Here is a 12138-nt window from a genome sequence, read left to right on the forward strand (position 1 = left end):
GCAGCGATTGTCTGGGCTATGGCAGAAAATTAGCGCGTAGAAGCCGGCATACCCACGTTGGGCGTAGCGGGCGGCGGCCCCAGCGGCGCATCGGTAGCGGTGGGCTCGTCGCGGAGCTTGCGGCCCCGCAGGCGCAGCAGGAAGATCAGGCCCAGCACAAAAAACACGATGAGCGAGAGGATACTGTTGCGCATCGAGCCGGTGATTTGGGCTATCAGGCCAAATACGGCCGTGCCGATAACGATACTGAGCTTCTCTGTGACGTCGAAGAAGCTGAAGAACGCGGCGGTGTTGGGCGTATTTTCCGGAATAATCTTGGAATAGGTGCTGCGCGAAAGGCTCTGCACGGCCCCCATCGTGAGGCCGATAACCGAGGCCAGCGCGTAGAAGCTCCAGCCGGCCTGCACAAAGTAGCCGGCCACGCAAATCAGCATCCATATCACCACCGACCAGCTCAGGGCGCGCGTGTTGCCGATGCGCTCCGACAGCTTCGAGAACAGCCAGGCCCCCAGAATACCCACCAGCTGCAGCAGCAGAATGGTCAGAATCAGGGCCGAGCTTTCCAGCTTCAGCTCTTCGTCGCCGAAGATGGTGGCCACGTACATCACCGTCTGCACGCCCATGTTGTAGGTGAAATACGCCAGCAGAAACCGTTTCAGGTTGGGCAGGTGCTTGAGCTGGTCCCAGACTTTGCCCAGCTCGCGGAAGCCGTTGAGCAGCCAGCCTGAATCATCAGCGGCGGAGCCGGCGGGTCGGCCGGGGTCGGCGGGCAGGGTCAGGAACGGAATCTGGGCGAAGCCAGCCCACCATACGCCCGTGAGCAGAAACGCCAGCCGGGTAGCAAACCCCTCTTCCAGCCCCAGCGAGGCGTGCCCCATAATCAAGCCCAGGCACACGAGCAGCAGCAGCACCGACCCGATATACCCCATCGAGAAGCCCCGCGCCGACAGCGAGTCGAACTTCTCCTCCGACGAAATCAGGGGCAGGTAGGAATTGTAGAACACAATGGAACCCGAGAAGCCGATGGTGGCCGAGATGAACACGAACGTGCTGAGCGTGAGCGTATCGGGCGTGAAGAAGTAGAGCAACGCGCAGGAGGCCGCCCCGAGGTAGCAGAAGATCTGCATGAACAGCTTCTTGCGGCCCGAAAAGTCGGCCAGCGACGTCAGGAACGGGCTGATAAGGGCGATAATCAGGAACGCGGCCGAAATGGCGTACGTCAGCAGGGACGAGCCGGGCACCTGGAACCCCAGGAAATCGATGGGGCTTTTGCCGCTGTCGGTGCCCGTCACCTGCTTCACCATTGCGCCCCAGTAGATAGGGAAGATGGAGCTGGTAATCACCAGCGGATACACGGAATTGGCCCAGTCGTAGAAGGTCCAGCCGCGCGTGATGCGCTTGTCGTCCTTGGGGATGGTATCAAAGCCGGTATCCGGCGCCAGTGCCGAGGCAGTTGTCATAGAGACAGAAGTAGAGTGTGGTAGCGGGCAAGATAACGGGAAATCGGCGCGGCCGTTGCCGAAGCCCCGCTTTAGCGCCGTTGGCGCTGGTGCCGCATCAGGGGCGCTGGTTGTAGTAGAGGCCGGTTTGGTTGTCCAGGGCAGAGCGCCGGCCGTTAAGCAGCACGGTGCCGTTGGCCGTCAGCAGGGCATCACCGAACCAGCCCCCGCCCCAGGGCTCCCCGGTGGCGGGGCGCGTCAGGTAGCGGAACGCGGCAAAATCGGTGGTGCGCACAAGGCCTTGCCCGTTCACATCCAGGTAGAATGCGCCGCCCGCCTTGACTACCCGCGTGACAGCAAATGAGGAAGCTGGCGGCGTCTGATACACCAGTTGCCAGGTGGTACCCTGGTCGGCAGAGCGAAACAGGCCGAAGTTGGTGGCCACGTACAAGTCGCCGTTATCAGGGTCGGGGTAGGCGTAGGTGTTGCGCGTGGCAGGCGGGTCGGGCAGGCGCTGCCACGTGGTGCCGCCACCCGTTGCGCGAAATATTTTCCCATCGTAGTCCAGCAGGTACAGGTCGCCGTTGGGCGCTTCGCTCAGGCTGCTGAAAGGCGCACGGGCGGCCGGCACGGGCAGCGGCACTGGGCTCCAGCTCTGGCCTTTGTTGGAGGAAGCCATCAGGCCGTTGTATTGGCTGCTGAGCAGAATGCGCCCACCACGGGTATAGAGCACGTCGGTGAAAAAGTCGTCGCGCAGGCCGGCGTTGCGCAACTGCCAGCTCGCCCCGTTATCAGAGGAGTAGTACAGCCCGTTGCCGGGGTTGCCGAACAGCACGCTGGCGCGCACCAGCAACTCGCTGGCCCCTACGGATACAATTTCGTTCACCGTCAGGCTGAGCACCTTGGGAAACGCCAGCGGCTGCCAGCTCACCCCGTTGTCGGGTGAGGTATAGAGCCTATCCCTCACCCCGGCTACCAGCCGGCCACCGGGCTGCTGGGCCAGGGCCCCGACCGGGCCCGGCAGGCACGCCGCCGGATGCCAGCCGCGCGTGGGCTGCACGGCCGTGGCGCCGAGCGTAGCCGTGGCGCGCTCTACCCCGGCCGAATCGAACAGACGGATGCGCAACTGCTGGGCCCCCACCTCTCCCGACAGGCGCCAGCGGTAGCGGCTGCGCCCGCTCCAGTCGGTTTCGTAGGGCTCGTTGGTGGGCCACTCCCCGCAGGCACTGGCCTCGTAGCGCACCAGATAGCCGCGCAGCAGGCGGGTGCCACGCCGGGCACGTACCACCACCGTGTCGGACACTACGTGCCCGATGGTATCGGTTTGGGCATCCCCTTTCACTACCTCCAGGGTATAGCCCGGGGCATCGGGCTGCGGGTCGGGCGTGCCGGAACAGGCGGCCAGCAGAACCGCACCGGCGGCCAGGCCGGCCCAGCGGGTTATTAGAGTAGAGAAAGGCATAGATTGATTAGAAACACAACGAAGCGTAAAAGTAGCGGAGTGCATCACCGACAAACAAACGGGCCTGCTGCTACCAGCAGGCCCGCAGGCGTTTTTTTGTGACATAGTAATGTCACACCTGTGACATTACTATGTATTGCCCGTGACATAGTAATGTCACAGCCCCAGGTCAGCCGGCCTTTTTACGACTTGCGGCTTGCCGCTGCGTGGCGGGCAAGGGTGTGCTCACCTTGCGCAGCTCGGCGCCCTGCATGGCCTGGGCGAAGAGCTTGCCGGGCCGGAACACCACTTTCACGTTGTTGATGAGGGCCGCGTTGAACTCCTTTTCCGTGTCGGCCCCCTCCCCTTGCAGGCTCACCGAGAACGAGCCGAAGTCGCCGAAGCGCACGATGCGGCCGTCGGCCAGCTCCTGCGGCACGGTCTGGAAAAAGGCTTCGAGCACGGCCATCACGTCGATGGTACTCACGGTGCTCATCTGGTTGATGCGGCCGGCAATATCCCGGACGCTGACCTCGCCCTGCGAGCGGGCCACGGCATAGAACTTTTTGGGGGCAGAGGGCTTGCCGGGGTTGCCGCGCTCCGCCAGCGAATATTCAATGGGCATATGGGTAATGGGTTAGAAGATGAGCGGTTAATATACTGGGATTCATGTCAGGATATCGGCGGGCAGCCCTGTATTTTTTTGGCGGGAATAGTGACTATGGCCCGACCAGCGGCCCCGGCCGGATTAGCAACCCGCAGGCGCTTCCCGCCGCAGCAAAGCCGCGTACTGCTCGGGCGTATCCACGTCGAAAGCACCTTCCGGGAAGAGCACCGGCGCCACCTGGCCGGGGTGCTGGCGCAGCAGCCGGGCGGCCCCGGCGGCATCGGGCAGCTGGCGCAGCAGCGGCAGCACCCCGCCCCCGAACAGCACCGGCACGCCCCTTACCCCGCCGTATTCGGCCGCCACCATGGGCTGGCCGGTGGCGTGGTGCGCGGCGGCGAGCTGCCGGAGCACGGCGGGCGTTAGCAGTGGCTGGTCGCAGAGCATCACCACCACCGCTTTTAGTTCTTCGTTGGTCTGCTCCAAGGCTTGCAGGCCCGTTTTCAGCGAAGCGCCCATACCGGCAGCCCACTCCGCGCAACGCACCACCCGCACCGGCAGGCCCGCCAGCTCCGGCAGCAGCTCCCCGTGCAGCGCCCCCGTCACGACGACGACCGGCGCGCCCCCGGCGGCAGCCACCGCCGTTTCGGCGGCGCGGCGCAGCAGCGTCTGGCCCTGGTAGCGCAGGAGCTGTTTGGGCTGCCCCAGCCGCGTGGAGGCACCGGCGGCCAGCAGAATAATGGGTTGGGACATGGTGATACGCGCTGAGCTTACTTCTACAAGCCGCACACGGCATCTACGCGGCCTTCGGCCACGAGCGGGGCATTGGCGTGCAGCGGCGGATGGATGGGGTGCGGCGAGTCGCGGAGGAAGCCCGCCGGCCGGCCCGTCAGCACCGCCTGAATTTCGGCCACGATGGACAGGGCTATTTCCTCGGGGGTTTCGGCGCCCAGGTTCAGGCCGATGGGGCTGTGGATGCGGCCCTGCAGCTGCTCGGCGGCATCGGGGGTGGTGTTGCGCAGGTCGTCGAGCAGGCGCTCATACTTCTTGCGCGGGCCCAGCAGCCCAATGTAGCGCGCCGAGCGGGCGGGCAGCAGGTGTTGCAGCACGGCCAGGTCGTAGTAGTAGTTGTGCGTCATCAGCAGCGCGAAGCTGCCGTCGTGCAACTCGTCGGGCACCTGGGCCAGGGGTAGCACCCGCACGTCGTCGGCCTCGGGGAAGCGGGCGGGCTGGGCCTGGGCCGGGCGGCCATCCAGCACCCGCACCTGCCAGCCCAACCCGGCGGCCAGGCGCACCAGCGGCTGCACATCATTGCCGGCGCCGTACACGGTGAGGCGCACCGGGGGCCGCAGCACCTCCAGGCTCACGCGCACCGTGCCGCTGCCGGCCGCGTAGTGGCGCGTGGCCGGCTGGCCGGCCGCCAGCGCCGCGCGGGCATCCGTCAGAATCTGCGGGTACAGCGCGGCCTGCGTGGGTAGCGTGCCCTGTTCGGCCTGGTCGGAGGTCAGCAGGAGCCGCTGCCCTACCTGCACGCCGCTTTCCGGGCCGGCCGTGCCGAACACGGTAGCCACCACGGCCGGAGCCTGCACGCCCGCGGCCCAGCGGCGCAGCAGCTCCACGGGGTTGTCGGGGTTCTGAAAGTCCAGCGGTTCCAGCAGAATCTGCACGATGCCCTGGCAGCCCAGCGCGGCCCCAAACTGCAGGTCGTCGTCGGGGTCGGTGGAGTCGTAGGTGACGACGGTGGGGCGGCCCTGCCGGATGGTGCGGCGGGCCCGCTGCCGGGCGTCGCCTTCGAGGCAGCCGCCACTGATGGCCCCGGTGAGCTGGCCTTCGTCGGTGACCAGCATACGGGCACCGGGCCGGCGGTAGGCCGAGCCGGCCACGTCCACCACCGACGCCAGGGCGCAGGCGCGGCCCGCGGCGCGGTGCTCATCATAGGCAAGAAGGAGGCGTTGTAGCTCGGTCATGGAAACAGGCAATGGGAAGTGGCAGCCCGGCTATACGCAAAACCAGCCGCCAGGATGTTTGGCCTTTGCCGGCACAGCCTTCGTACAAGCCTGAAAACAGCATTTGTTGGGCACTATATGCCGGGTATTGAACTTGGCTTCCTATTTTTGAGCTACAGGCATCTGGCCATGCCCCCACCCTGGGCGGCGGCCACGCTTTGCGCTCTTTCTCAGCGCCGCTGCCCTCCACCTCTACCTGCACGCCATGAAAAGCTTCCAGCGAATTGAGCAGACTGCCTTGCAGCTGTTTGCGGAACGGGGCTACGACCATACTTCCACGGCCCTGATTGCCCGGGAGGCCGGTGTATCGGAGCCTCTGATATTTAAGTACTTCCAAAGCAAAGACAAGCTTTTCGAGTCCATCATCAAGGATGGCTATAAGCGCATTGTGGAAGCCAACCGCGGCATGCTCACCGAGCCCGACGCCAGCGCGCTGGTACTGAAGGTGATTGACCTGCCCTACAAGCTGGTGCGGGAAGAGCGCGCCTTCTGGACCCTGCAGGACAAGGCCTTCGACAAGGAAGTGGTGCAGAAGCACTTCCAGAAGTTTATGCTGCCGGTGTACGCGCTGCTCAACAAGGCTTTCGTGGACATGGGCTACTCGCAGCCCGACCTGGCCACCTACCATCTTACGCTGCTGGTGCAGGCCCTCTGGCGCCAGCTGCTGCACGAGGAAGACGACGAAATGCTGAACCGCCTGAACGCTTACCTCAAGCGCATGTACACCAACCCTGCTCTGACCGAGCTGCACCAATAGTGCCGCCGCGCTTCATCCGCAAAAAGGCCGCTCCTGTACGCGAGCGGCCTTTTGCATGCTTATGGAACGGGCTACGTGGCCGGAGTGTCGTTTGGCAGGTGGTGCAGCAGCTCGGAGAGGCTGCCGGCGCGGCCTCCCTGAAAAATGGGCAGATGGAAGGCGTCGAGCTTTTGCAGCAGGTACAGCAGCTGAATCCGCTCGGCACGGCTCAGGTTGCCGGCAATCAGCTGGGAGGCCTGCCCCATCGGGCCAAATACCTGCCGCAGGACGCCCGCGCCGGCTTCCGTGAGGGTCAGGAGCTTGCTGCGCCGGTCGGTGGCATGGGGCTGTTCGGCCACCAGCCCGCGGGCCAGCAGCCGCTTGATAACCTCAGTACCCGTGGCCTTTTCGTGAATGTTGCGCGCAATCAGCTCGGTTTTCGAGAGCGGCTGATGGCCCATCACGGTGGCCAGATACGCAAAATCGTCGGGGGTGAGCAGCGGGGTGCCGGCCAGGCCCAACCGAATGTAGGAACGGGCGTAACGAGCCAGGAAAATCAGGAGCTTACCTATTTCGGCCTCGGGCGGCACAGACGGTATTTCGGGCGGCGCGGCCGGCCCCCGGGACGCGGGCGGAGCAGCGGTGCGCGCATACAGCCAGGCCGCAAAACCGGCCAGGCTGGCCGCCGGGCTTCCGGCAGCGGCGGGGTGCTGCTGCTCGAAATGCTCCAGCTGCTCCAGTAGCTGCTTCAGTAACGTGTAGGCCATGTCAGGCAAAGTAAAGCAAGCCGCCTCAATACGGTATGAGAAAATACTTTTACTTTTCGAAACATACTAAAACGGCTTGGTTTCGTACGACATCCAACTAAATCCTTGCTTATGCTGCTCCGCTACCTGTTCGCGTTTCTTTTAGTGCTTGTGGCTTGCGGGCCGGGGCAGGCCCAGAATACCGGCGTACTCAGCGGCACCGTCCGCGACCGGAACACGCAGCAGCAGCTGCCGGGCGTAACGGTAGCGCTGGAAGGCACCAGCCTGGGCACCGCCACCGACGAGCAGGGCCGCTTCCGCCTCACCGGCATCCCGACGGGCAGCTACAACGTGCGCGTGTCTTTCATTGGGTATGAGCCGCTGCTGCGCGCCAACGTGAGCATCACCTCCGGCAACGCCAACATCGTGAACCTGGAGTTAGCCCCATCAGCACAGGCGCTGGGCGAAGTGCAGGTAACAGCCAACCGCGCCATTCGGGTAGCTACACCCGAAACGCCGCTGAGCGTGCAGCGCCTGAACGTGGAGGAAATCAAGAGCAACCCCGGCGGCAACTTCGATATTTCGCGGGTGGTGCAGGTGCTGCCCGGCGTGGGTGGCGGCGGTACCAGCGGCACGGCCGGCTTCCGCAACGACATCATCATCCGGGGCGGTGCTCCCAACGAAAACGTGTACTACCTCGACGGAATTGAGGTGCCGGTTATCAACCACTTCCAGACGCAGGGCTCGGCGGGCGGCCCCACGGGCCTGCTGAACGTGTCGTTTATTGAGGACGTGACGCTGAGCTCCTCCGCCTTTGAGGCGCGCTACGACAACACCCTGAGCAGTGTGCTGCAGTTTCGGCAGCGCGACGGCAACCCCGACCGGGTGCAGGGCAACGTGCGCCTGAGCGGCACCGAAGTGGCCGGCACGCTGGAAGGTCCGCTGGCTAAAAACACCACGTTCCTGGCCTCGGTGCGCCGCTCCTACCTGCAGCTGCTGTTCAAGGCCATCGACCTGCCCATCCGGCCCAACTACTGGGATTCGCAATTCAAGATTACCACCAAACTCTCGCCCAAAACCACGCTCACGGCGCTGGGCCTGGGTGCCATCGACCACTTCGAGGTGGCGGTGCCGCGCAAATCGTCGTTGGAGAAGGAGTACATTCTGCGCAACACGCCCAGCATCGACCAGTGGAACTACACGCTGGGCATGAGCCTGCGGCACTTGCTGGAACGCGGCTATCTGAACGTGGCCCTGAGCCGCACGCAGCTCGACAACCAGATCAACCGGTTTGAAGGCGGCTCCGAGTTCAGCGGCGACGAAAGCCGGCGCAACCTGCTCACCCGCTCGGGCGAAACGGAAAACAAGCTGCGCGTAGACGTAAACAAGTCGGTGGGCAGGTGGCAGTACGCGTATGGCGCCGTGGGCCAGTGGATTACGTTCGACTCGCGCTACTTCGCGCGGCTGCGCCGGGAGGTGCTGGCCCCCGACGGCACGCTGGTGCAACCGGCCGTGGACGTGCGCTTTCAATCTGATTTGAGCTTTGCCCGCTTCGGCGCTTTTGCCCAGGTAACGCGCCCCTTCCTGCCTGACGACCGGCTGACCGTGTCGGCGGGCATCCGCGCCGATGGCAACTCCTTTACCGAGGACGGGGCCAACCTGCTGCGTACTCTCTCGCCCCGCATTTCGGCTTCCTACGCGCTGGCCGACAAGTGGAACCTGAACGCCTCGGTGGGCCGCTACTACAAGATCCTGCCCTCTACCCTGCTCGGCTTCCGCGACAATGCCGGCCAGTTCGTCAACAAAAACACGCGCTACATCGGGAGCACGCACTACGTAGTCGGGCTGGAGTTTCTGCCCACGGCCAGCACACGCTTCACGCTGGAAGGCTTCCTGAAAAACTACGACTACTACCCCGTGAGCGTGCGCGACGGTATTTCGCTGGCCAACCTCGGCGGCGACTTCGCGGCCCTGGGCAACGAAGCGGTGACGAGCACGGGCAAAGGCCGGACGTTCGGCGGCGAGTTCTTCTTTCAGCAGAAGCTCACCAACAACTGGTTTGCGGTGGCTTCCTATACGCTGTTCAGCAGCGAGTTTACCGGCAACGACGGCGTATACAAGCCCTCGGCCTGGGATACGCGCCACCTGGCGTCGGCGCTGCTGGGCCGCAAGTTCAGCCGCGGCTGGGAGGCCGGCATCAAGTACCGCTTCGCGGGCGGTGCGCCCTACACGCCTTTCGACCTGGCCACGTCGCAGCAGAACTACCTCACCATCGGGCAGGGCGTGCTCGACTACACCCGCCTGAACACCCAGCGGCTGGGCAGCTACCAGCAGTTCGACTTGCGCGTGGACAAGAAGTATAACCTGCGCCGCGTCACCATCGACCTGTACATTGACCTGCAAAACGCCTTCCTGATCAAAAACCCGTCGGTGCCGAACTACACCTTCCAGCGCACCCCCGACAATTCGGCCTTCCTCACCACCGACGGCCAGCCCGTTCTGGCCAACGGCGCCAACGCCCTGCCCATCCTCCTCGCCGACGACGACGCCACTGTGCTGCCCACCATTGGCTTTATTGTAGAGTTCTAGCCTGTAGCGGCCCAGCAAATGCCGCACTCTTTTCTACCTTGCCGTCCGCATCCTCTTCCTCTCGCTATGACACCTGCTTCTGACGCTGCCGCCACTCCTTCTTCTTCGCTGGTTGAGCGCCTGGCCCGGCAGCTGGGCGCTTCCGCCAGCGCCCAGACTATCTATGGCACGCCCGTAGAGCGGGACGGGGTTACGGTGATTCCGGTGGCGCGGGCCATCTACGGTTTTGGGGGCGGAGGAGGCTCCAAAGTGTCCGAAGGAGAAGGTTCGGGCGGCGGGGCAAGCATGGCCCTCACTCCTGTCGGCTACATCGAGCTGACGGAGGGCCGTTCCCGGTTCCGGCCCATCCGGGGTTCGGTGGTGCCGCTGGTGGCCGTGAGCGGGCTGGTGGCGCTGCTACTGCTGCGCAACGTGCCCAGGCTGCTGCGCCAAAACCGCTAAACGCAGCGGCGAGCCGCCAGTTTTTATGCAACTTGCGGCCGGCTGCCCGGATATTCTTTCACATAGCCCGGGCAGCCTCCCTGCCATGCCCTCTTCTGTCTCTACTCCCGCCGCCATGGCCGACTACCACGCCCTGGAGGCAGAAAACCGCGCCCTTCACGAGGAAATTGTCCGCCTGAAGGAGCATGCGGCGGCGCAGGCACAAAAACAGCGGCGCTTCCGGGCCGTGTTCGAGAATTCGCCGCTGGGCCAGAAAATCATCACTCCCGATCTGGCCATCAGGCAGGCAAACCAGGCGCTGGCCACTATGCTGGGGTTCGAAAGCAGCCAGGAGCTGGTGGGCCGCCGCATCATGGAGTTTGCCCACCCCGACCATGAGCCCGATTGGGAAAAGCTTCAGGAGAGCCTGTGGGCGCACAAAGAACCCTGTTTTGTGCTTGAAACCTGCCTGGTCCGGCAGGATGGCACCTCGTTCTGGTGCCGGGTTACATCGGTTTTGTTTCCTGATGACGGCGCCGAGCTGGGCTACACCACCCTGGAAAATATTGCCACGCGCAAAAACCTGGAGATTTCGCACCAGCGCCTCTACGAAGCGCAGGAAACCATTCTGCATCTGGCCGCCCACGACCTGCAAAGCCCCATCAACAACCTGCAGATGCTGATTGAGCTGCTGCGGCTGGAGCCGGTCGTGCAGGCCGCTCGCGAAGCCGACCAGCAGTCAATCCGGAAGCTGCTTCGGCTGATGGAACGCTCCTGCGACAATGCCAATGCGCTGCTGAAGGACGTGCTGTATCTGGGGCAGATGGAAGCCGCCCGTCTGGAAAAGCACCGCACCGACCTGGGCGCTTATCTGGACGAGCACCTCGCGCTTTTCCGGGTTGCGGCGCAGGAAAAGGGCCTGGAGCTGCTGCTGGAGCTGCCCGCCGAGCCTGCGTACGCCAACATTCACGCTGATAAGTTTGGCCGCATCCTCGACAACCTGCTTACTAATGCTCTGAAGTTTACGCCTGCGGGTGGCCGCATCTGGGTGCGCCTGCTGCACCACGAAGGCCACGCCCGCTTGGTTGTGCAGGATACCGGCGTGGGCATTCCGGAGAATCTGCAGCCAAGCGTTTTCGATAAGTTTACGGCTGCGGCCCGACCCGGCCTCTACGACGATACCACCACCGGCCTGGGGCTGTTCATCGCCAAGCAGATAGTAGAGCTGCACGAAGGCAAAATCTGGCTGGAAAGCCAGGAACACCAGGGCACCACGTTCTACATCGACCTGACTTAGAGTGTGTTTGGGAATTAGGCGAGTCGATTTAGACACATGGAGATATTGGCTAATACAAGCCAACAGACATGACTGGCGGGGGTGTACTCATAGTCCACGGCCAGCCGCCGAAAGCAGGCCAGCCAAGCAAAGGTGCGTTCCACCACCCAGCGTTTGGCGACGGGCACAAAGCCGCGCTGGGTGGGTGGGCGACTGGCCACCTGGTGCTGTAGGCCGAGGCCGCGCAGGTGGTCGGCGAAGCGGCCCCGGTAAGCGGCATCCGTGAGCACGGTCTGTAAACGGGCGGCCCACCAGGGCCGATGGGGGAGTAAACCCAGGGCTCCGCGACTGTCATGGCCGTTGGCCGCGTGTACGTGCGCGGCCCAGATACGCCCGCTCGAGTCGGTGAGGATCTGGCGTTTACGCCCGTTAACATGCTTGCCCCCGTCCAGTCCCCGGTGCTCGAAAATGCGGGGTGCGAGTTTGACGCTCTGGCTGTCCACGCAGGCCAGCGAGGGCAACGCCTCCCGCCCCTCATGTAGCCGATCCAGCGCATTGAGCACCGTATTTAGGCGTGCCCAGAGGCCCGTTTGCTGCCAGCGGTAGAAATAGTAGTAGACCGCCGTCCAAGCCGGAAATTCGGCCGGCAAGGCCCGCCACTGGCCGCCCGTGCGGCAGACATAGAGCACGGCATTGACCACTTGGCGCAAACACAGGCGCCGACGCCGTTGCACAGGCAGTAGACAGGCCATAACTTGCCACTGCGAGTCAGTAAGGGGTTGATAGCCGTCAACCATAAGCAGACCGGAGCCTAGGAACTCCGCCTGCAACTTACTGGCTCGTTTCTATTTATGCACTTGTGAAATTCCCAAACACGCTCT

At 63.9% G+C, this 12138-nt stretch carries 11 protein-coding genes; 4 read left to right on the top strand and 7 right to left on the bottom strand.

The features are described from left to right. Nucleotides 1-29: 29 nt before the first annotated feature. From BUE15_RS08115 to BUE15_RS08135, 5 genes are all read right to left on the bottom strand, one after another. The gene (locus BUE15_RS08115) at nucleotides 30-1460 is read right to left on the bottom strand and encodes an MFS transporter (RefSeq protein WP_073282971.1); all 1431 of its coding nucleotides are present in this window, start codon (nucleotides 1458-1460) and stop codon (nucleotides 30-32) included. A gap of 97 nt (nucleotides 1461-1557) precedes the next feature. Next, entirely contained in the window at nucleotides 1558-2901 is a 1344-nt protein-coding gene (locus tag BUE15_RS08120) for a WD40/YVTN/BNR-like repeat-containing protein (RefSeq protein ID WP_073282974.1), read from the bottom strand. A 169-nt stretch (nucleotides 2902-3070) separates the two neighbouring features. Beyond that, the gene (locus tag BUE15_RS08125; RefSeq protein WP_073282976.1) at nucleotides 3071-3505 is read right to left on the bottom strand and encodes an HU family DNA-binding protein; all 435 of its coding nucleotides are present in this window, start codon (nucleotides 3503-3505) and stop codon (nucleotides 3071-3073) included. A 123-nt stretch (nucleotides 3506-3628) separates the two neighbouring features. Beyond that, nucleotides 3629-4237, bottom strand: coding sequence for a nucleotidyltransferase family protein (locus BUE15_RS08130; RefSeq protein WP_073282979.1), 609 nt, complete (start codon nucleotides 4235-4237; stop codon nucleotides 3629-3631). Between the two features lie 23 nt (nucleotides 4238-4260). Then, a complete protein-coding gene (locus BUE15_RS08135) occupies nucleotides 4261-5451 on the bottom strand; it encodes an XdhC family protein (RefSeq protein WP_073282981.1) in 1191 nt (396 codons plus the stop codon). Nucleotides 5452-5695: 244 nt separating this feature from the next. On the opposite strand from BUE15_RS08135, the gene BUE15_RS08140 reads away from it, so the two are divergent. Then, the gene (locus tag BUE15_RS08140; protein ID WP_073282984.1) at nucleotides 5696-6247 is read left to right on the top strand and encodes a TetR/AcrR family transcriptional regulator; all 552 of its coding nucleotides are present in this window, start codon (nucleotides 5696-5698) and stop codon (nucleotides 6245-6247) included. A gap of 71 nt (nucleotides 6248-6318) precedes the next feature. Here the strand turns inward: BUE15_RS08140 and BUE15_RS08145 are convergent, their stop codons facing one another. Beyond that, nucleotides 6319-6993, bottom strand: a complete 675-nt coding sequence (locus tag BUE15_RS08145; RefSeq protein WP_073282987.1) for a MarR family winged helix-turn-helix transcriptional regulator — start codon at nucleotides 6991-6993, stop codon at nucleotides 6319-6321. Nucleotides 6994-7104: 111 nt separating this feature from the next. Here BUE15_RS08145 and BUE15_RS08150 point away from each other — a divergent pair, with 111 nt between their 5' ends. The 3 genes from BUE15_RS08150 to BUE15_RS08160 all read left to right on the top strand — a co-directional run bounded on the left by BUE15_RS08150 (nucleotide 7105) and on the right by BUE15_RS08160 (nucleotide 11278). Next, nucleotides 7105-9561, top strand: a complete 2457-nt coding sequence (locus BUE15_RS08150) for a TonB-dependent receptor (protein WP_073282990.1) — start codon at nucleotides 7105-7107, stop codon at nucleotides 9559-9561. A gap of 66 nt (nucleotides 9562-9627) precedes the next feature. Further along, entirely contained in the window at nucleotides 9628-10002 is a 375-nt protein-coding gene (locus BUE15_RS08155) for a spore germination protein GerW family protein (RefSeq protein ID WP_170865213.1), read from the top strand. 85 nt (nucleotides 10003-10087) lie between these two features. After that, nucleotides 10088-11278, top strand: coding sequence for a PAS domain-containing sensor histidine kinase (locus BUE15_RS08160; protein WP_170865214.1), 1191 nt, complete (start codon nucleotides 10088-10090; stop codon nucleotides 11276-11278). A 14-nt stretch (nucleotides 11279-11292) separates the two neighbouring features. Here BUE15_RS08160 and BUE15_RS08165 read toward each other — a convergent pair whose 3' ends face one another. Further along, nucleotides 11293-12054, bottom strand: coding sequence for an IS5 family transposase (locus BUE15_RS08165; protein ID WP_073282996.1), 762 nt, complete (start codon nucleotides 12052-12054; stop codon nucleotides 11293-11295). Nucleotides 12055-12138: the final 84 nt, after the last annotated feature.

The sequence above is a fragment of the Hymenobacter psychrotolerans DSM 18569 genome, assembly GCF_900142395.1.
GTDB lineage: Bacteria > Bacteroidota > Bacteroidia > Cytophagales > Hymenobacteraceae > Hymenobacter > Hymenobacter psychrotolerans.